At 36.2% G+C, this 22,552-nt stretch carries 14 protein-coding genes; 9 read left to right on the top strand and 5 right to left on the bottom strand.

Features of this window, described 5'->3' with window-relative positions:
• Positions 1–3 precede the first annotated feature (3 nt).
• Entirely contained in the window at positions 4–864 is an 861-nt protein-coding gene (locus V7S76_RS03665; protein WP_459508683.1) for a DUF4292 domain-containing protein, read from the top strand.
• On the top strand, positions 864–2,285 hold the full coding sequence (locus V7S76_RS03660) for a murein hydrolase activator EnvC family protein (RefSeq protein ID WP_459508682.1): 1,422 nt from the start codon (positions 864–866) through the stop codon (positions 2,283–2,285). Before V7S76_RS03665 ends, V7S76_RS03660 begins: the two co-directional genes overlap by 1 nt.
• A gap of 5 nt (positions 2,286–2,290) precedes the next feature.
• On the opposite strand, the gene V7S76_RS03655 is transcribed toward V7S76_RS03660, so the two are convergent.
• Positions 2,291–4,618, bottom strand: coding sequence for a TonB-dependent receptor (locus tag V7S76_RS03655; RefSeq protein ID WP_459508681.1), 2,328 nt, complete (start codon positions 4,616–4,618; stop codon positions 2,291–2,293).
• Positions 4,619–4,820: 202 nt separating this feature from the next.
• Here V7S76_RS03655 and V7S76_RS03650 point away from each other — a divergent pair, with 202 nt between their 5' ends.
• The 4 genes from V7S76_RS03650 to V7S76_RS03635 all read left to right on the top strand — a co-directional run bounded on the left by V7S76_RS03650 (position 4,821) and on the right by V7S76_RS03635 (position 8,546).
• Positions 4,821–5,324: an RNA polymerase sigma factor gene (locus V7S76_RS03650; RefSeq protein ID WP_459508680.1), complete on the top strand. Its 504-nt coding sequence runs from the start codon at positions 4,821–4,823 to the stop codon at positions 5,322–5,324.
• Between the two features lie 175 nt (positions 5,325–5,499).
• Positions 5,500–6,981 (top strand): phytoene desaturase family protein, encoded by a 1,482-nt coding sequence (locus V7S76_RS03645; RefSeq protein WP_459508679.1) that lies wholly within the window; start codon positions 5,500–5,502, stop codon positions 6,979–6,981.
• A 1-nt stretch (position 6,982) separates the two neighbouring features.
• Positions 6,983–7,801, top strand: coding sequence for a phytoene/squalene synthase family protein (locus V7S76_RS03640; RefSeq protein WP_459508678.1), 819 nt, complete (start codon positions 6,983–6,985; stop codon positions 7,799–7,801).
• Position 7,802: 1 nt separating this feature from the next.
• Positions 7,803–8,546, top strand: a complete 744-nt coding sequence (locus V7S76_RS03635) for a sulfite exporter TauE/SafE family protein (protein WP_459508677.1) — start codon at positions 7,803–7,805, stop codon at positions 8,544–8,546.
• 60 nt (positions 8,547–8,606) lie between these two features.
• On the opposite strand, the gene V7S76_RS03630 is transcribed toward V7S76_RS03635, so the two are convergent.
• Positions 8,607–10,952: a M1 family metallopeptidase gene (locus V7S76_RS03630; protein ID WP_459508676.1), complete on the bottom strand. Its 2,346-nt coding sequence runs from the start codon at positions 10,950–10,952 to the stop codon at positions 8,607–8,609.
• Between the two features lie 184 nt (positions 10,953–11,136).
• Between V7S76_RS03630 and xylA the strand changes: the two genes are divergently transcribed.
• From xylA to V7S76_RS03615, 3 genes are read left to right on the top strand one after another with little or no spacing between them, the layout of a single operon-like run.
• The gene (gene xylA, locus V7S76_RS03625; protein ID WP_459508675.1) at positions 11,137–12,465 is read left to right on the top strand and encodes a xylose isomerase; all 1,329 of its coding nucleotides are present in this window, start codon (positions 11,137–11,139) and stop codon (positions 12,463–12,465) included.
• 50 nt (positions 12,466–12,515) lie between these two features.
• Positions 12,516–15,185 carry a glycosyl hydrolase gene (locus V7S76_RS03620; RefSeq protein WP_459508673.1) on the top strand — a complete coding sequence of 890 codons (2,670 nt, stop codon included), beginning with the start codon at positions 12,516–12,518 and terminating at the stop codon, positions 15,183–15,185.
• On the top strand, positions 15,182–15,853 hold the full coding sequence (locus V7S76_RS03615) for a DNA alkylation repair protein (RefSeq protein ID WP_459508672.1): 672 nt from the start codon (positions 15,182–15,184) through the stop codon (positions 15,851–15,853). Before V7S76_RS03620 ends, V7S76_RS03615 begins: the two co-directional genes overlap by 4 nt.
• Positions 15,854–16,317: 464 nt before the next feature.
• On the opposite strand, the gene V7S76_RS03610 is transcribed toward V7S76_RS03615, so the two are convergent.
• From V7S76_RS03610 to V7S76_RS03600, 3 genes are all read right to left on the bottom strand, one after another.
• Entirely contained in the window at positions 16,318–17,040 is a 723-nt protein-coding gene (locus tag V7S76_RS03610; protein ID WP_459508671.1) for a nitroreductase family protein, read from the bottom strand.
• A 249-nt stretch (positions 17,041–17,289) separates the two neighbouring features.
• Positions 17,290–19,065 (bottom strand): RagB/SusD family nutrient uptake outer membrane protein, encoded by a 1,776-nt coding sequence (locus V7S76_RS03605; RefSeq protein ID WP_459508670.1) that lies wholly within the window; start codon positions 19,063–19,065, stop codon positions 17,290–17,292.
• A gap of 33 nt (positions 19,066–19,098) precedes the next feature.
• Positions 19,099–22,353 (bottom strand): SusC/RagA family TonB-linked outer membrane protein, encoded by a 3,255-nt coding sequence (locus V7S76_RS03600; RefSeq protein WP_459508669.1) that lies wholly within the window; start codon positions 22,351–22,353, stop codon positions 19,099–19,101.
• Positions 22,354–22,552 lie beyond the last annotated feature (199 nt).

The raw sequence follows: 22,552 nt of genomic DNA, 5'->3' as shown, positions 1-22,552 counted from the left end.
TAAATGTTGATCAGATTTTCCTTATTTTCATTTATTGGTATGGTGTTGATTTTGAACATATTTTCTTGTTCCAAAAGCATCACAAAAGTGAATCTGTTAGCAGATACGATAAAAATAGACACGGTACATTTACCTACGCCGATAGTAGCCATTGATTCGAATACAAACATCCTACCAGCTGCTGTTCCATTTAGTTTAGAAAATGCGGATTCAAAATTAAGATCGGAAGAATTGAATTTTAATTATTTGAAGGCTAAATCCAAAGTGACTTGGAAAACAGACAATAATCAAGATAATTACACCGTTGATATTCGAGTAAAAAAAGACAGTTTGATTTGGGTCAATGTGTCGGTTGCCATGGTTTCTGGTGCAACAGGCCTATTTTCGAAGGATCGGATGCAGTTTTATCATAAAATCAATAATGAGTATTATAATTTAACTTACGACAGCTTGAGCGTTTTGATGGGATTTAAAATTGACTTCAATATTCTCCAGTCTTTGATTGTTGGAAATCAGCCATTTAAGAAAAATAATTCTAGGGTCATTCGCGAAAATGATAATTTCATTTTTAAGCAAGAAGAAGGCCAAATCAAGATTGATAACTTCGTAGGGCCGAATCGGAAATTGAAAAAATTATTGGTTAGCGATGAACCTACCAAAAATAAATTAACGATGGACTATGAAGATTTTTCGACCATCAATCAAATTTTGTTTCCTTATTCTAGTTCCATCACTTTGGACGTAACGAACAAGGAAAATCAATTAAAGAAAACCGTCATCAGCATTAAATATTCCAAAGTTGAATTATTAGATACTCCTTTGCCGTTCCCTTTCCGTGTTCCTGAAAAATTATTAAAAAAATAATGTTAAAATATATAAGCGCCTTAGTTCTATTTATTGGATTGTTTAGTGAAAATCAAACCTTTGCCCAAGTCGATAAAAAGGTGCAATTGGAGCAACAGAAAAAAGAAAATTTAGCTAAAATCAAAGAACTAAACACCATCATTTCACGTACCTCCAAAAAGAAAAATGCTTCTTTAGGTAAATTGAATGTACTCAAGGAGCAAATTGGTGTACAGAAAAAGCAAATTACCATCTTATCCGAAAACCAAGTTGTGTTAGCCCAAGAAGCTGATAAATTAACTAAGGAGAGTGATGTGCTGGCAGAGAAATTGAAGCGTTTAAAAAGGGCCTATGGTGTCATGTTGTATGAAGCTCAAAAAACTTCAACCGTTTACAATAAGTTGACTTTCTTGCTTTTTTCCAATGATTTAGGGGAGTTTGTAAAGCGGTTTGACTATTTGAGGCATTTTACCACCAATCGAAAAAAACAAGCGAATAAGATTTTTGAAACGCGACAAGATTTAATGACTAAAAAGCAAAAAGTCATTTTCAAGAAGGAAGAGGAGAAAAAAGTTATCGTTGAAAAAGAAAAGGAAAAGAAAACCTTGGAAGTACTTAAAACCAAGGAAGATAAGGTGGTGACTGTTTTGACTCAACAAGAGAAAAAATTGAAAATTGAATTGGAGAAAAAAAAGTTGTCTATTCGTAAATTGGATAATTTGATTTCAAGTATCGTAGCGAGAGAAATTCAAAAAAGTCAGGAAAGAGAAAGACGTTTACGTATGGCGCAACAAGCCAAGAAATTGGAGGTTAACAAGCCAGCACTTCCTACGCTTAAAGCAGATGGTTCCTATCCTAAATTAGCAGAGAAAACCGAAAAGGAATCTTCCAAATCTACCAGTCCTAGTACGGAACTAGCTAAGTCGGAAAAGAAAAATGAAGTCAAGGAAGTAGCACCTCCTAAAGCGGAAATAAAACAACCTGCATTAGAAAGCAATACGTATTACATGAATGCCGAGGAGGCCAAATTGGCAAGTTCCTTTGGCGCATTAAAAGGTCGTATGCCTTTTCCGGTACCTTCTGGTTTTATATCAGACCATTTTGGGGTTCATAAACATCCTATCTTAAAAGGAGTGATGATCAATAATAATGGGATAGATATACAAACTTCTCCAGGATCCGCGGTTCATTCGGTCTATGAAGGTGTTGTTCAATCCGTAGTTAATATTCCGGGTATCAATATGGTAGTGGCGATTCAACATGGAGATTATTTCACGGTATATAGTAAATTGGATAATGTTTCTGTGAGTACCGGACAAAGAGTGAAGACGGGTCAAAGAATTGGATCAGTTGCTTCAGATGAAGATGGTACAGCTGAAATTAATTTTCAAGTTTGGAAAAACACGATCCGTCAAAATCCAGAAGCTTGGTTGAGGAAATAGATCTATTAAATTCGGTAATTAGCCCTGAGGCTGATATTGCGTCCTTGGTCGTCGGTAAAATAACGGAACCGATTTAAATAATCGCGGTATTCAGAATTGAGTGCGTTACTAACTCGTATTCCAACATCAAATTTACGGTATTTCATTCCCCAATTCATTTCAAGTAATTGATATCCTTTTGGTGGAGCAGCATAATCCGAGCCTTCCTCTACTCTTGTTTGTCGAGAAACATCCGTTAGGCCCAAGCTAATGTATTGCTGAGAATGATTGAATTGATATCGAATTTGATATTCGTATCGATCGGCAGGAATATTGACGATGTATTGGTTGTTTTTTACATCGAAGGCACGAACAATACTTGTTTTTTGAGATAAAGACCAGTTTTTATTCAGTTGGTAAGTGATTTTACCGTCAATTCCTTGGAAGGTAGCGTTGATTTGTTGGTATTCAAATCCTGGAAATACTCCACGAACCGTTCTGACATAGACAGGTTCACCATTACGTACCATTGGTCTCAAATAAATGAAATTTTGGATGAAATTATGGTAGAGTCCGATTTCAATTTCCCAATTTTTGTGGGTGTACAATGAGTTTAAACTTAGATTCGTGGCAGTTTCTCCTTTCAGAAATGGATCTCCAATTTCAAATGATCCAGCCCCATGATGGACACCGTAAGAAAATAATTCATTGGCACTAGGTGCTCGGAACGCTCTTGCAAGAATTATTTGATTTTCGAAATGATCGTTCCAATGGTATTTTCCACCAATACTTCCTGAAAAACCATGGTACACGTATTCCTCTCTTTTAGCTTTTCCAGAATAACTCACCAATGTTTTATGTGTTTCAAGTATTTTGGCATCAAATCGAAGCCCTGCCTCTAATTCATATTTTTCATTAGTGAATTTCTCAATCCCAAATAGCCCTATATTATCTTGAAAGTAATTAGGTAAAAGACTATTGGATATGGTAGGGTTATTCACCGATTTTCCGGAAGTGATATTGCCTTGGTGCAAAAGGGTGATGCCAAACTGGCCTTTGAAAGTTTTGTTGGTATTCGTTTCGTCGTACATCAGTTCCCCAGTGAATGTATCCAATTGGAATCTCAAATTGTTTACATTTTTCCCGGCACGAAGAACATCCAATTCAAATCGTTCATCATTTTGGAAAGCAAAAGTTCCTCTTACTATTCCACCATTGTTAAATCGGAAATAATTTTTCCATTTTAATAAATCATGTGTAACATCTTGGTTAGGTCGATCGATGATTCGTAAAAATTGATCAGGTGTATAAATTGGAGAAGGCCTTTTTTGTGAAATTGCGGCTTCTAAATCGCCAACATTGCCGATATGTGAACCTAAATAGATTCCGATAACATTGTGAAATCGACTATAAAATAATTCGGAGCCCCAAATTTTGGCTTTATAACCGAATTGAGCTGAAAAGTTTTCTTCTTTAACACCTGTATTGGCCAAATTATAGTTGGCAGTTTGAATATTGCCACCGTCTTTTATCGTTCCTTGCACACGCCATCCCCATCCTTTGTAATTGGCAATGCCTCCTTCTAAACTTCCAGATAGTACCCACTGGCGACCATTCGTAAAATAGATATTTTGTATTTCCCCTTGGATACCTGTTGTATCAGGCAGCGCATTAGGTTCCATTAAAACAATACCCCCTATGGCATCACCACCATATCGCAAGCCGGCAGGACCTTTGATGATTTGGATATTTTTGGAAACAAATGGGTCTATTTCTGGTGCATGTTCGCTGCCCCATTGTTGCCCTTCTTGTCGGACACCTTGATTCAAAATAATCACTCTGGAAGAATGCATACCGTGAATGACGGGCTTAGAAATGGTGCTTCCTGTTTGTAAGCTTTGAACTCCGCTAATACCTTTCAACATTTCTCCCAAATTCAATCCATTCTTCTGGGCACGTTCTTCTTCACTTAATTTTCCTGTCATTTGGAAGCCAGCTTCTGATTTCTTTCCTGAAACAATGATCTCTTGTAAATGTTCATCGTGTTCGCTCAAATCGAAATTTTGAATATTTTCTTCTTTAATTTGGATATATGTGGATTGCTTATCAAATGAACTTAATTCGCAAATTAATTCATAAGTGCCTGTGCAGATGTTTTTCAACTGGTAATTTCCTTGGGCGTCTGACTTCGTTCCCCATTTTGTACCCTTCAGGTAAACAGTCGCATTGGCGATTTTTTGATTACTTTCTTTGGAAATTACGGTACCCTTTAAGGTGCATTGACAGGTATTTTGTGCTTTTAAGGAAAGCCCAATGCAGAAAATTAAAAGAAATAATTGGAGTCTAAATCTCATCTAAAGTATTTTTCCAAAAAGAATGGAAGGTCTAATATACAGCTTATTGGTATTATTTTGATGTTTTTATATCTCTTAAAAGATGAATTTTCTTTTCAAGGAGATGACTTGTCGGGTAGCGTCGATGAAAAAAAAATAAAAAAAATATTGTTTTGTTTAATCTTTTTATAAATTTGTTAAACAAACTTTAAAGCAATACAAAATGACTGCCTTAGAATTTACTTACCAAGTGGGAAATTTTTCCAAAATTTTGAAGCCTTTTGCACTTCGTCTGACCAAAGATTCAGATGATGCGAATGATCTTATTCAAGATACTTTAGTAAAGGCATACACACATCGTGAAAAATATTCCGATGGTACCAACCTTAAAGCTTGGTTGTTTACGATCATGAAAAATACGTTTATTACTCAGTATCAACGTATGGTTCGTAGAAATACGTTTATAGACACAACAGATAATTTACACTTCATTAATTCCAGTGATTCTCTTCAAGAAAATTTAGCTTTAAATTCATTCGTGGGAGAGGATATTAACAAAGCTCTTTCAAAAACGGATGAAATGTACCGTACTCCGTTTTTGATGTACTTTAATGGATTTAAATACCATGAAATTGCAGAAGAGCTTGATTTACCAATTGGTACAGTAAAAAATCGCATACATATCGCTCGAAAAGAATTGAAAAATCAGCTGAAAATGTATGCTTAGGGGTTCAGTATTTAGATTAGTTTTTGGTTAACATAAGAATTAGTAAAAAGTCAGAACATTTCTGACTTTTTCTTTTTTTAAAGGATTGGGTTTTAGTTTGATGACAATGGATATTTTGTAATAATAACTAAGCAATTTGCTTATATTTGTTACAATGCTAATAATGGTTTAGACAATGGCAAAAAAGAAAAAAGTAATAGTAATTGGTGCAGGTTTTTCAGGTTTATCAACCGCTACTCAATTAGCCGATTGGGGTTACGACGTAGAGATTTTTGAGAAAAACGAACAAGCTGGAGGTAGGGCAAGGGTTTTTAGAAAGGATGGTTTTGTTTTTGATATGGGTCCATCTTGGTATTGGATGCCAGATGTATTTGAAACCTATTTTGCGAAGTTTGGGAAAAAACCTTCCGATTATTACCAACTCAAACGATTAGATCCTTCTTATTCTGTTATTTTATCTCCCGAGGAAGTCATTGATTTACCCGCCGATTTGAATGGACTTAAAACACTTTTTGACCAAATTGAACCGGGTTCCTCCCAACAATTGGAAGCTTTTTTGGAACAAGCTGCCTATAAATATCGTGTGGGTATTAGCAATTTTGTTTGGAAACCATCACGTAAAATTTCCGAATTTTTAAGCTTGAAATTATTGATTGATGTCATCCGATTGGATGTTTTTCAATCCTTTTATACCCACATACGAAAGTATTTTAAGTCGCCAACTTTATTGAAGTTGATGGAATTCCCCATCCTATTTTTAGGTGCTATTTCCCAAAATACGCCTGCCATGTATAGTTTGATGAACTATGCAGAAATTACCATGGGGACGTGGTATCCAATGGGAGGGATGCATAAAATCGTAGAGGGTATGGTGGAATTGGCCAAAGAAAAGGGTGTGAAAATCCATTATAATCAAGAAGTAACGGGTTTTGAAATGCAGAATAATCAAATCGCTCATGTAAAAGTGAAAAATGGAATTCATTTTGCAGATGCTGTCGTTGCAAGTGCCGACTACCACCATGTTGAAACTCTTTTAGGTGATCAATTCAGGAATTATTCCGAATCTTATTGGGATAAAAGAGTCATGGCCCCTTCTTCTATTTTATTTTATTTGGGTGTCAATAAACGATTACCAAAACTTAAACATCATAATTTGTTTTTTGATCGGGATTTTTCGATTCATTCGCATGAAATATATACGGAGCCTACTTGGCCTTCTGATCCTTTGTTTTATGCATCAGCTCCTTCGGTAACGGATCCGAGTGTAGCACCTGAAGGTCATGAAAATGTATTTTTATTGATACCAGTTGCTCCGAATTTAAATGATTCAGAAGAGGTTCGAGAGAAATATTTTGATCAATTAATGGATCGTTTAGAGGCTTATTGTGAAACCTCTATAAGAGATTCCATCGTCTTTAAACGTTCGTATGCACACAAAGATTTTATATCAGATTATCATGCTTTTAAGGGAAATGCCTATGGTTTGGCCAATACGCTCATGCAAACAGCCATTTTGAAACCTAGTTTGAAAAATAAAAAGGTGGATAATTTGTATTACACAGGGCAATTGACAGTTCCAGGACCGGGTGTACCTCCTGCGTTGATTTCCGGTTTAGTAGTAGCTAAGGAATTGGATCAAGAATTAAAAAAAGGTTAATATGGATTTATATCAAGAAGTTTCTTTGGCTTGCAGCAAATTGCTTACAAATGCCTATTCTACCTCCTTTTCCATGGGTATTCGTACATTAAATAAAAGAGTTCATGATCCCATTTATGCCATTTATGGTTTCGTCCGATTGGCGGATGAAATTGTGGATACTTTTCATAATCATAATAAAAAAGTACTTTTTGAACGATTTAAAACTGAAACCTATTTAGCCATCGATGAAAGAATCAGTCTAAACCCTATTTTACAAAGCTTTCAAGAAGTGGTGAATGAATACCAAATTGATCATGAATTTATTGAAGCGTTTTTGTATTCCATGGAGTTGGATTTGACAGAAACCATTTATGATGAATCGGAATACAAAAAATACATTTATGGCTCTGCGGAGGTAGTTGGCTTGATGTGTTTACGAGTTTTTTGCAAAGGCAATCCTGCCCATTTTGATTTTCTCAAAAATGATGCGTGTGCCTTGGGTTCGGCTTTTCAAAAGATTAACTTTTTGAGAGATATTCGATCCGATTTTGAAGAAAGGGGTAGAGTGTATTTTCCGGGAATCGATTATTTAACCATGACGGATGCTCAGAAAAAAGAAATAGAAGATGATATTCAGTTGGATTTCGATGCGGGTTTGAGAGGTATTAAAGATTTACCTTCCAACGCACAAAAGGGTGTTCGTTTAGCCTATGAATACTACATTCGCTTATTTGAAAAAATCAAATCCATGCCTGTCGATGTGATCAAAAATGAACGAATTCGTGTTCCGAATTGGGAAAAAATGATGATTTATATTCAATTGTTGTTGAAAAAGTAACATGTTAGAATTACTTAACCAAAACTACCTATTATTGATCTTCGCTTTGTTCGTGATGGCCTTTTTGTACTCATCCGTGGGTCATGGTGGAGCAAGTGGTTATTTAGCCGTTATGGCCCTATTTTCAGTAACGCCAGCCTTAATGAAGCAAAGTGCTTTAATCTTAAATTTGGGTGTTTCTTTGATTTCCTTCGCTCAATTTTATCGGCAAGGTTTTTTCAAATGGCGAAGCTTTTGGCCATTTGCCATCACAAGTATCCCCATGTCTTATATTGGCGCTCAGTGGTTATTAAGCGATTCTACGTATAAAAAAGTCTTGGCAGTTTGTTTGTTTTTCGCAGTTCTTCGCATGTTATTTCAATATCAAAGCAAAGAAAATCAAACAATGGTTCCTATTTGGGCAGGATTACTCATTGGTGCCATCATTGGATTGATTTCGGGTATGATCGGAATTGGTGGTGGTATTTTATTGAGTCCAATTGTTTTACTGTTTGCTTGGGGAGGAATGAAAGAAACCGCTGCCGTTTCAGCTTTATTTATCTTTGTCAATTCTTCCGCCGGACTTTTGGGAGTTAAAAAATGGATAGCCTTGGATCAGAATTACTTGATTTTTATGATTGTTGCCTCTTTGATTGGCGGAGTTTTAGGATCAACTTGGGGGGCCAATTATGCTTCTTCCAAATGGATTAAATATATCTTGGGTGTGGTACTAGTCATAGCTTGTTTGAAGTTATTTTTTGTATAAAAAAAATGTGTGCCTGCGATTCTTTGATCACAAACACACATTTGAATGATTGTTTTAAAATTATTGTTTGGCACCACCAACAGCTGCACCATTCGTTTTAGCTTTTTGAGCCTCTTGCATTGGATTAGGTGGACCTTGTCTATTCATTTTAAACAATTGTACACGTGTTGGTTGAGCAGCTTCTCTTGGATACGCATTGTCATCGGTATCAATATCCGCAATTTCGTAGTAAGGATCTAATGTCCATTTGGCTACTTTTTTATCTGTCGGAATGATTTTTTTAGCTTGTACATCATTCAATCTCCAAATTTCAGCAGGGAATCTCATTACCTGATCGGTTCCATCTTCAAAAGTTAATTTCACGATAACAGGCATCGGCAGACCGCCTTTGTTCTTGAAATTTACCACATAAAAATTCTTTCCGCCAGTTACTAATTTTCTTTCTTCCTCATTCAACGATTTTAAGTAATCTTGGTATTTCTTTTTCTCATCTTCCGAAACAGCAAAGCGATCGTAGGTATTGTAGAAATCATTCATATCGCTTTCTTTTTCTACCACCGTTTCTTTGATATCCGTTTTATTTCTGATATTCGACATCGTTTGACGCTTAGCATCAAATGTTTCTTTGTCTTTTGATTTCTTTGCAATCGGGTCTTGGTTATCTACACCAAACCATTCAACAGTTTCAATGGATTGATTAACCGGTTCTGTTCCGTAAAACCATCCTCTCCAAAACCAATCCAAATCAACACCTGAGGCATCTTCCAAGGTTCTGAAGAAATCAGCAGGGTAGGGTTGTTTAAATGCCCATCTACGTGCATATTCTTTGAATGCATAATCAAATAATTCACGCCCCATGATTGTCTCACGTAGAATGTTCAATGCAGCTGCCGGTTTTGCATAGGCATTATTACCAAAATCCATGATATTTTCTGAATTGGCCATAATAGGGACCTGATTTTTGGAATCCAAACGCATATAAGGAACTATGCTTTGAGCTTCACCTCTTCTTGCTGGAAAATTACGATCCCATTCTTGTTCGGCTAAATATTGACAAAAGGTATTTAAACCTTCATCCATCCATGACCATTGGCGTTCATCGGAGTTGATAATCATCGGAAAGAAATTATGTCCCACCTCATGTATAATCACACCAATCATGCCATTTTTTACATTTTCAGAGTATGTTCCATCCGCTTCCGGACGACCTCCATTAAAAGATATCATGGGGTATTCCATCCCTCCACCTGCTACTGAATGGCAAGAAATGGCCACTGGATAAGGATAGGCAACTGTATGTTTTGAATAGGATTTTAAAGTATGCGCTACTACCATAGTTGAATATTTACCCCAAAGTGGATTTCCTTCCTTTGGATAATAAGACATGGCCATCACTTTCTTGCCTTCCACTTCTACTTGCATGGCATCCCAAATAAATTTTCTAGAAGACGTAAAGGCAAAATCCCTTACATTATCAGCTTTGAATATCCAGGTTTTTTTACCCGTTGGCTTTCCTTTTTCTGCTTGAACAGCCTCTTCTTGACTAACCATCAAAACTGGTCTAGTAGCAGATTTGGCTTGTTCCCAACGTTTTAATTGGGTAGCGGATAAAACTTTGGTAGGGTTTTGTAACTCACCTGAAGCGCCAACAACGTGGTCATTCGGTGCAGTAATCTCTACTCTGTAATTTCCGAAGTTCAAAGTGAATTCTCCTTGACCTAAAAATTGCTTGTGTTGCCAGCCATAAACATCATTGTAAACAGCCATTCTAGGGAACCAATGTGCAATAAAATAATTTGCGTTTCCATCTTTCTCAAAGAATTCATAGCCCGAACGACCATAATATTCAGTGATTAAATAATTCCAATCTATCGCAAAACTGACTGATTGACCCGATTTAACAGGGGTAGGTAAATCAATACGCATCATCGTTTGGTTGATCGTATGGCGCAATGGATTTCCTTTGATGTCTTTTACAGAGGTGATTTTATATCCATAATCTTTCGGATCGGTCAATTCTTTAAAAGTTGAAGCACTGATAGCTCCATTGATGCTTCCCGTTTTAGAAGTTTTACCATCCGCTCCCTTTTCAAATAAATTTTGATCCAACTGAAGCCAAATATAGGGAAGCTCATCGGGTGAATTGTTGAAATAAGTAATCGTTTCAGATCCAATTATCTTACGATTAATGTCATCCAATTCGACTTTAATATCATAATCAGCTCTTTGTTGCCAGTAATCTTTTCCTGGTGATCCGCTCGCAGTACGATATGAATTCGGAGTTGGTAGAGTAGATTCTAATTGCTCAAACCGATTGTTGGCATTGTAAGTTGTCGTACTTGGTTGAGCAAAAGAAATAAAAGCAAGTAGACTTAAAATTGTTGATAGGTAGAGTTTTTTTAACATTTTGTTGATATAGTTTTCTCAAATCTATAAAAAAGTTTTTAGAAAGCGGGAGACATTTGGGATTTTGTCTTTGAAATACAAATTTTCCTGTGCTATTCTGTGCTATTTTTTTTGACATTTATGTCATTTATTTGGTAAGAATTTGTAGTTTTAGACTTTCAAGCAAAACTTAATTTTATTTAGTATGAGTGTTTTAGTGGGACAAAAAGAATATTTCAAAGGAATTGATCAAATTTCATACGAAGGACCAGAATCGGATAATCCTTTAGCATTTAAATATTACAATGAAAATCAGATAGTTGCGGGCAAAACCATGAAGGAACACCTTCGTTTTGCGATTGCCTATTGGCATTCATTTTGTGGAAATGGTGCAGACCCATTTGGTCCAGGTACCCATCATTACCCTTGGGATGTTTCCAATGATCCCAAGCAACGTGCATTAGACAAAGCAGATGCGGCTTTCGAATTTATAACCAAAATTGGGGCTCCTTATTACTGTTTTCATGATGTGGATGCCATTGATCAATGCAATGATGCCAAAGAATTCTCTGAAAGAATCAAATTTATTGCGGACGTTTTTGAGAAGAAACAAGCTGAAAGTAAGGTTCAATTACTCTGGGGAACAGCAAATCTTTTTTCGCATGAAAGATACATGAATGGAGCTTCCACCAATCCGAATTTTGATGTTGTGGCGCATGCGGGTGCTCAATTAAAAGGTGCAATCGATGCTACCATCAAATTAGGTGGCCAAGGATATGTGTTCTGGGGAGGTAGAGAAGGATATATGACGCTTTTAAACACTGATATGAAACGTGAGCGTGAGCATTTTGCAAGAATGTTACATACTTGTGTGGAATATGCAAGAAGAAATGGTTTTACAGGTAAGTTCTTTATTGAACCTAAACCTTGTGAACCGACCAAACATCAGTATGATTATGATGCAGCCACGGTAATTGGTTTTTTACGTGAATTTGATTTGTTGTCTGAATTTGGATTAAACTTAGAGGTAAATCATGCTACTTTGGCCGGTCATACTTTTGCTCATGAATGCCAAGTGGCTTCTGACGCAGGTATGTTGGCTTCCATCGATGCTAACCGTGGTGATTACCAAAATGGCTGGGATACTGATCAATTTCCGATCGATATATACGAATGGGCAGAAGCCATGTCTATCATCTTGAATCAAGGCGGATTAGCTGGCGGTGGTATCAATTTTGATGCCAAACGTCGTAGAAATTCTACCGATGCTGCCGATTTGTTTTATGCACATATTGGAGGAATGGATACCATAGCACGTTCTTTATTGATCGCAGATAAAATTCAAAAACATGGTGAATTAGCCAAATTTAAAGCAGCTAGATACGCAAGCTTTAATCAAGGCAAAGGTGCTGAATACGAAGCAGGAAAATTGAAATTGGAAGATTTGTTCCAAATTGCAACAGAAATTGGTGAACCTGCGATGATCTCAGGTAAACAAGAATATTTAGAAAACCTTTTAGGTCGATTTGTTTAATCAATGGATTTAACATGAAGAATTTATTGCCGATTTTCCTATTATTAATTATGATAAATTTAAAAGCAGTGGGTCAAAAACCTGCTGCTTTTTCTACTTCTAAGCCTTGGGCTTATTGGTGGTGGCCAGGTAGTGCCGTGACTGAAAAAGGAATTACTCATAATTTGGAAGCATTTGCTAAAGCAGGATTTGGCGGTCTTCATGTTATTCCGATTTATGGGGCAAAAGGTTTTGAAAATCAATTTTTGCCTTATTTGTCCAATGATTGGAAATCTAAATTTGCTTTTACCTTAAAGGAAGCAAAAAGGTTGAATTTAGGAATTGATATGACTTTGGGGACGGGTTGGCCATTTGGCGGCCCTCAAATTACTCCGCTAGAAGCTGCCAAAGCCTATCAAATATTGAAAATTCAATTACCAAAAGGTACTTCATTACCTGCTTTAGATAATTCATTAGCTAAATATCCGGGTTCGAGTCTAGTAGCCATTTCGGTTTTTGAACAAGGAAAATTTAAAGAAAATTTATTCGATCTATACCGCACCAATCAATTAATAAAATGGCAAGCTGCATCTGATTCTACCCAAATTTATGTAATGTATCAAACCTTGACCAAACAAATGGTTAAACGAGCCGCTCCCGGTGGAGAAGGATTAGTCATGGACCATTTTAGTAAAGACGCATTTGATGCATATAAATTGCCATTTACTTCTTTATTGAAAAAATCAAAATCTCCGTTAAGAGCTATATACAATGATTCGTATGAAGCCTATGGAGCTAATTGGACAAGTGATTTTTTTGAGCAGTTTCAACAACAAAATGGCTACGATCTTCGAGCTCATTTGGATGTGTTACTCGAGAGTCAGACAGAAAAAGAGTCAAATAATCAAATTTGGGCCGATTATCATCGAACAATTTCTTCCTTGCTCTTACAAAGGTTTACCAAACCATTTGCTTCTTGGGCGAATGAAATGGGTTTTTTGAGTAGGGATCAAGCACATGGATCTCCTGGCAACCTGATTGATTTATATGGATCAGTGGATATTCCAGAAGCAGAGTTTTTTGGTAGTAAACCTTATAAAATTCCCAATTATCGGGTGGATCCAGATTATGATAGTACCACCTTTGGAATTCCGGATGTTCGTGCGTTAAAATTGGCATCTTCAGCGGCTAATTTACTAGGCAAAAAATTGGTATCTAGTGAAACAGCTACTTGGTTGGGTAATCATTTCAAAGTTTCCTTATCTCAGGTTAAACCCATCATTGATGAGGTATTCATCGGTGGAGTTAATCATGTGTTTTACCATGGTGCAACATATTCTCCACCTGAAATCGCTTGGCCAGGTTGGTTGTTCTATGCTAGTACTAATTTTAATCCACAAAGTCATTTTTGGGAAGTCTTGCCCGAGTTGAACAAATACATTGAAACTTGTCAAGCTATTTTACAAACCCATCAAACTGATTCTGACCTTCTCTTGTATTTTCCCATGGAAGAGATTTGGCATCAACGCAATGGTAAAGGCAAAATTCATACACTCGATTTACATGCCAATAGTCGAAATTGGCTAAAAAATACTCCTTTTGGAAAATGGGCTGAGGTTTTGCAAAATAGGGGATATCAAACGGATTATATTTCGGATGAATTGTTGAAAACATTGACTTTGAATACTAATAAAACCTTTTCTTCCCAATCAGGTATTACCTATAAAACACTTTTGGTTCCCCCGATTAATTATTTGTCAATAGCTACGTTAGAACTTTTGGCAACTTGGATAAAGAAGGGTTATCCTGTCTATTTTTTGGAAAAATTACCTGAGAAAAATCTTATTTGGAATGAAACAGAGGAACAAAAAGCACAATGGAATCTAGCGCGTGAATCATTAGTGATGAATGTACTTTCTGATCCTCGTGATTTATTAGCTAAAAAAGGTGTTTCGAAAGAAGAAATGAGTGAATTAGGACTGTCATTCATTCGTAAAAAAGCCTCTCAAGGTTATATATACTTCATAAGTAATTTGTCTGATACCTATTCCGAATCAACGCTTAAGCTAGCAAGAAAAGCGAATATTTATGCCATCGAAAATCCCTTATCTGGTCAAAAATGGCAAGTTAGTCCGGATAAAATAGAAGGAATTCCACTGAAAATATTGCCAGGAGAATCTGTCATTGTTCGAACACAAATGGCTAAAAAACTATTGAAGGCAGGACCTAAGATCTTGGAAATTCAAACAGCCATTACACCAAGTTCAGCAATAGAACTTAGTTTTGTAAAAGGCGTTCCTGAATTGCCTAAATCTCAACTATTAGATCATTTGAATTATTGGACAAACGACACGGCTACGCATCGTTTTTGGGGTACTGGAACGTATAGTTTTGATTTTGAGTTGACAGCCAATGAGATACAAAATGCTTTAATTTTACATCTTGGTGAATTAAAAGATTGGGCGAATATTCGGATCAATGGCAAAGAAATTGGAAAAATTTGGGCTTTACCCTTTCAAATTCAAATACCTAAAGGCATATTGAAAACCAAGAATCACATTGAAATTGAAGTAACTAATTTATCTGCAAATCGAATTCGTGATTTGGACAAGCGAGGAATAGTTTGGAAAAATTTCCATGAAATTAACTTTGTCGATATTCGTTATAAACCTTTTGATGCTTCAAAATGGTCGGTTGATCCGAGTGGTTTAAAAGGTGATTTATTTTTTACCAATAAATGAGTTCATTCATTCAGCAATTAGAAGAGTCTTTTTCGGTCCTTCAAAATTCAGAAAATGCTTTTTGGATGACTAAATACATGCGCAATCAATTTGCCTTTTTGGGAATTCAAAAAACAGAGCGACATGCAGTTTTTGTCGATTTGTATAAACAATTTGGGAAGCAGGAAGATTGGCTTTCCGTTTCGACTGCACTTTTTGACAAAAATGAGCGAGAATTTCATTACATCGCGATGGAATTCTTAATGAAAAAGCAAAAAGAATGGGATGGACAAATACCTGGATTAGTTGAACAATGGATTTTGAAAAATAGTTGGTGGGATGTAGTTGATGTACTAGCTCCCAAGATCATAGGTCCCTATTTCTTGATGTTTCCAGACCAAAAAGAACATTGGATTTCCCGATGGATGAATTCAGGAAATTTTTGGCTACAACGCGTATGTATTATCTTTCAGTTATTGTATAAATCGAAAACGGATACACAATTATTGGCATCCGTCATCCATCAATTAAGTTCTTCCAAAGAATTTTTTATTCAAAAAGCCATCGGCTGGTCGCTGCGTCAATATGCTAGAACTGATCCTGAATGGGTAATTCAATTCGTGGAATCCAACCATTTGGCTTTACTTAGCAAGAGAGAAGCATTGAGAAGAGTGAAGATCAGTTATTAGGGATTAGTTAATAATGCGAATTAAGGGTTGAAATAAGCACTTAAATTCAGTATTAATCGATTGAGGATAAGTCCAATCCTGGATTATAATGCAATTTACCGGCTAATTCTTATTCTGTGGCATTTCTTTTTTTAAAAAAAAAGAAACAAAAAAACTTTTTTCTTTTGCTTAATCCAAGACGAATCCGCAAGCGGAACGATTTTCACTCTCGCTCTCAGCTATTTTCTTTGACCCCGTCGCACAGAGCCCATGCGCATTGTCAAAGCTCCGCCTACCGCTTCGTTCAAATCTTTCGTTAGGATTAAGAGTTGGCCAAAAATAAATTTTTATAGCGAATGATTTTTATGTTTTTTAACCCTTAATTGGCATTAATAGTTTTAAGTTGATAGAGAAATTATCTAAAAAATAATTTTTACCAAATAATGCTTAGAAACACTAATCCCTAATACCTAATAACTAACACCTTATCTTACATATACAACCTCTTCATAAGGTACTCTAAATCTTTCACCCCAAATGCCTTCTTCGGTTCCTTTTCCTACTGAGACGATCATATTAATTTCTGCACCGCTAGGAAGATTCAATTCTTTGATGACTCTCTTTGAATCAAATCCCTCCATAGGGCAAGATTCTAATCCTTCAGCAGCGATGGATAACATAAAAGTTTGTGCAGCTAGGGCGCAGGATTTATGGGTCATCACCCGTTGATCAGCCTTTCCGCCAAATCGCATAAATGGTTTTCTTAATCCCATCCAAAAGCAAATGCTTTTTCTGATTAAGGTATTGATTCCGAAAATATCACTTCGATAGATTAAAGGCATTAATTTGCCATAATATTGTAACCCTCTTTTTTCCATTTTAGAGGGTTCTCCCTTGATATTTTCTTTGATTCTTTCCAAGTTCCATTTGGCTCTTTTGGGCCAAAGGTCTTTACGTGTAACAAAAACGACCAGGTGGCTAGCATCTTTAGCAGCAGATTGACCTAAGCATAATTCGTGAAATCGCTTTTTAGTCTCAGAATTTTTGATCCAATAAAACTCCCATAATTGCATGTTACTGCTATTAGGTGATAAAATAGATCTTTGTAAGCTTTTTTCGATGATTTCATCTGGTACTATGTATGTTGGATCAAATCTTCTATTGGATCTTCTACGATTGACTATTTGGTCAAATGATTCTGAAAGCATGTTTTTTTATTTCAAATATAAGGAAAAATGTGATAGGTAAGAGGTGTTAGGTAGTAGTTGAAAGGTAATAGGTAAAAGGTAATAGGTAAAAGGTAATAGGTAATAGGTAAAAGGTAAGATTCTTCTTATCTTCTCTTTTCTCGTTTTCTCTCTTTCCGTTTTCTCTCTTCTCATTTCCCGTTTTCATTAAAACAAAAAAGGCCAGAAAATTAATTCTGACCTTTTTTAGAACATGAAAACTATTTTGGATTAATATCCATCATTTTGTTTCAATGTTGGTTTTCCATCTTTTTGAGAGTTTAAGATCTCATCATTTGGAAGAGGGAAGTAACTATTTTTAGAAGTAAATGATTTACCAGCTAAATAACCTCTTTTTGTATATGTTCTACCAGTGTTATCTTTTCCACTAACAGCTTCTTTAGGAAGATACATTTTGTTCAAGAAGTCAGATGCAATTCCCCAACGAACTAAGTCGAAGAAACGGTGACCTTCCATGGCGAATTCCAAACGGTTTTCCATGTAAACTGCATTTAATGCAAAGTCTTGTCCTCTTGAAGCAAAGGTTCCAGTTGGATAAGGATTAACTACTGTATTGATAGTTGCATCTTGTACAGAACCTCTTTTAGCACGGTCACGAATCATGTTCACATATTCCTCTGCTTTGTCTAAATTTTTAGCTTCCGCCTCAATTTCAGCTAACCAAAGAATTACATGAGACAACTTCAATAAACGATAGTTGTTATTTACAGCACGTTTTGAAGTTGAGTGTGTAGAACTTCCTTCATCAGCTTTGTAATACATCCATTTTTTACCTGTGTATGGTCCAGAATAGTTTTGGTCACGAATCCAAGTTTGACCTGGCATTGGGCCCCAATCTAAAAAGTTAACACCACGACGACCAACTGTCCAATCTAAACGAGGGTCAACTGGAACTGTTTTGTCTAAGTTGAATGCCTCATTAGATTTTACACCTTGGTCATTACTTAAATCAACATCATTGTAAGTATCTTCCAAACCTGCTTTATTGTTACCAATCATTGGTAAACCATCTGCTGTAGTTTTGAAAGCATTGACTAAGTTTTGAGAAGGAAGATAGAATCCACAACATCCACCACCTGGAGCAGTTCCAAGGTAAGGCCAGTTTAAGTTATCTCCAGCGTTACCATTGTTACCTGTAGAGCCATCATTCACAGAGAATTCAACTTCGAAGATTGATTCGATGTTGTTGTTAGTGATATTTCTATAGTTATCATGGTAGTTGGGTGCTAATTTTTTACCAGAGTTTTGTAAAACATCCAATAATAAAGGTTTAGCTAAATCAAATTTCTTTTGGAACATATAAGACTTCGCTAAATAAGTCATAGCAGCCCACTTTGTAGCTCTACCTTTTTGACCTTGTGTAGCTGGTAGGTTGGCAGCTGCAAATTTGAAATCTTCTTCAATTTTTCCCCAAATATTTTGATCATTTGGTACTTTAGTTGAATTTGGATCATCACGTTTGTAGGTATTTTCATCAATGTAAGGAATCATGTTCCACATTTTCTTACCTTCAAAATGATAATGTCCACGTAAAAAACGAGCCTCAGCAACAACTTGTGTTTTTTCTGCTTCTGTCATGTCTTTTACATCTGCGCTTTTAGCTAATAAGATGGCCTCATTTGCACGAGCAACTCCATCATACGTATGTTGCCATTTTCCTAAGAAATAGGTATTGTCAGACAACCAGTTGAATTGCTCAATGTAACTTTGTTCTGGTTGATCACCAGCATCTGTACCTTTTACTGCATCACCTGATGTAATACCACCAAATACATAATTTGAAATGGTCGATTGACGGCCTGTATTTCCTGCTCCAACACCATCTAAAAGAGAGTATGCGCCAATTAAAAGGGCATTTACTCCATTCTTGTTGGATAGTGATGTTAAGGATGCCGCACCCTGGGGCTGTATGTCGAAGAAACTATCTGAACAAGAAAAGTTCATTCCGACTGTCGCTATTAATGCGAATATGATTAACTTTTTCATTTTTATTTAAATTTATTTTAAATGATATTTCAATTAAAATCCAACTCTTAAACCAATGTTATAAGATTTAGCAACTGGGAATGAACCTTCATCAATACCCATATGGATATCTTGATTATCAGCTCCTGAATTTCTAATGTTGATATCAGGATCTAAACCTTTATACTTTGAGAAAGTAAATAAGTTTTGACCTTGAACATAAATTTGTGCCGAGCTCAATTTGATTTTTTTCAAAATGGTTGAAGGTACGTTGTATGTCAATTGGATATTTTTTAAACGCATGTATGAACCATCCTCAACAAAGTAATTTGAAATTTGTTGACTAAAAGTATCATTTGAATTTAAACGTGGCAATTGAGCAACATCTCCTTCTTTTTTCCAAGAGTTGTATAACATGTCTTTTGAACGGTTACCTTGGAATGTATTAAAGTCAGTCCAGTATTTCAAGTAATTGAAAATTTCATTTCCTTGAACACCTTGAGCAAATACGGTTAAATCCCAGTTTTTATATCCTAGGTTAACATTTAAACCATAAGTAAAGTCTGGATGAGGATTTCCGATGATTGTTTTATCCGCCGCAGAAATTTTTCCATCACCATTTACGTCTTTAAATTTGAATACACCCGCACGAGTATATCCTGGGATTTGAACTGCTGAAGCAGCTTCTGCCGCATCTTTAATTACACCTTCAACAACATAACCATAGAAACTTGCAATTGGTAATCCTGCTTTTGTTACCGAGATAGCAGGTAGACGAGTAGAGAATCCAAAAATAGTTGCATTTGGATCTTCATTCAACTTAACAACATTGTTTTTGTACTGGCTATATTGTCCTGAGATGGAATATCTAAGGTCACCAATTTGATCACGATAAGTGATGTTGATATCAATACCTGTATTGTTTACCTCTCCAATGTTTACATATGGAATAGTTGCCGATCCGGCAGCTTTAGGAATAGGTACTTGTGTTAACATATCAGATGTAGTACGTGTATACCAGTCGAATGCAACGTCAATTTTATTGTTTAACAAACTAGCATCAAAACCGATGTTCGTAGATGTATTGGTTTCCCAACGACCATTTGTATTACCGAATTGTGCGATGTCAAATCCTGATGCAATAGAATTACCTGTACCAGAAATATCGTAAGCATTATTGTTTGGATCTGGTGTAAATAATGTGTAAGCATTATATACGTTAGGAATCAACTGATTACCTGTTTTACCCCAACCACCACGAACTTTTAAGTCATTGATGAATGTTAATCCTTTCATGAATTCCAATTCAGTTAAACGTGCTCCCACTGAGAATGCAGGGAATACACCATAACGATATGCAGGTGCGAAACGAGATGAACCATCACGACGGATCGTAAAGTCAGCTAATAATAATTCTTTGTATGAATAGTTCACCTTACCAAATTGAGAGAACAATGCTGTGATGGTTGCTCCTGAACCTGAGTTAGCTAAACCAGCAGCAGCTCCGTTGTTCAAATAGCGATAGGACATATCATCAAAAGCAAAGTTAGATCTTGCCGCATTGAATCCAAATCCATATGTAGAAACTGATTCAGTACCTACCAATACATTAAAGGTGTGATCTTTAAGTGTTTTAGCATAGTTTAAAGTATTGTACCAAGTGATAGCTCTATCAAATTGGTTAGTAACCGTTAAACTGTTTGATCCACGTGGCTCAGCAGCCTCAATATCTCTGTTAAAATAAGAAGAGTTATTGTAGTTGTTGTATTCAAAACCGAAACTAGTACGAGCTTTTAAATCTTTAATGATTTCATATTCCAAGAAAGCATTACCGAAAATGTGCGTTGCTTTGGTAATGTTATCTTTTTCTCTGTACTGTCTAGCAAACGGGTTAGGAGCATTACCTAAGTTAGATCCTCTAGAACCTGCAAAACCATTCAATCTATTTGTATTAGTTCCTCCTAATTCTACCGGACCTCCAGTGATATCATACACTGGAATAATTGGTTGAACACGAATCGCAAACATGATAGGGTTTGATTCGTTATTGTTACCTGCTGGTACACCAACTCTTTCATCATAGGAGATCGTTACGTTTTCACCAAAAGTTAAATTCCCTTTTTTGAATTCAGTATTCGCACGAACAGAATAACGTTCGTAGTTCGTGTATTTCAAAATACCATCTTGTTGGAAATAACTACCTGAGATCGCATATTTACCATTTTTAGAACCACCTGTTGCTCCTAATTGATAATTAGAGATTTTAGCAGGCCCAAAAATTACCTTTTGCCAATCCGTTCCCTCCTTGTTCGCTTTAGTTATATTAAAAGCTGTTTTTCCTAAAGCAGGATCAGTAATGTCATTGGTATAGGTATAGTTCGCTGGAAGCGTTCCGTAAACGTTTGGATAAATGTAATCTGCAATGGTTTGAGATCCATCTGGAGCAAAACGATATTGAACAGAAGGAGAGGTACCTGGAGTTTTTCCTGCACCAATTTCTGACTCATAATAGTATTGACCTAATTCTTTGGTATTTAATAAATCCAACGTTTTACCAACATCTTGTGTACCTGTGTACATATCAAAGTTGATTTTAGGCTCACCTTCCCCACCACGTTTGGTGGTGATGATAACAACCCCGTTCGCTGCACGAGCACCGTAGATAGAAGCTGCAGAAGCATCTTTCAATACCTGCATAGACTCGATATCATTTGGGTTGATTTGGTTCAATGTACCTTGAGTAGGTACACCATCAATAACGTATAAAGGGCTATTGTTGTTAATGGAACCAAAACCACGTACACGAACCATTGTTCCTCCACCTGGTGAGTTGTCATTACCAACGGTCACACCCGCTGCACGTCCTTGTAACATTTGTGTTACTGAAGCAGCTGGAACTGCAGTCAATTCCTTTGCTCCAACGACAGCAACAGCACCTGTGATGTCTTTTTTACGTTGAGATGCGTAACCTGTTACAATAACTTCGTTCAATTGGCTGATGTCTTCATCCAATGTAACAGCTACGCTGGACTTGCTACCCACTGAAACAGTTTTAGATAGATAACCTACAGAAGAAACTTGTAATTCAGCGTTGTTACTTTTTACGTTAATAGAGAAAGCTCCATTCACGTCTGTTGAAGTACCTGTTGTAGTTCCTTTCACTAACACAGATACGCCTGGAATGCCCTGACCTTTGGCATCAGAAACAGTTCCACTTACTTTTCGGTCTTGACCAAATGCGATCCATGACAAGGAAAGCATCAAAGCCATCAGGAAGACCACTCGGCTAATGTAAAATTGTTTTTTCATAAAAAAATATGTTTGTTTAATTCCGATAAAAACCTTTTTTACCGGCAATATGGGTGCTAAAATAATGAAAAATTAATTCAATGCTATATCTTCCACGAATTTTTACAATTATTTTTTCCTAAAAAATATTTAAATTATACAATTCCAAGAATGTAAACGTTTACAGTAATTTATTTTAGTATTATCGACTGATTCTCAT

It is taken from the genome of Aquirufa sp. ROCK2-A2 (assembly GCF_054558485.1).
This window is presented reverse-complemented; position numbering and strand designations above follow the sequence as displayed.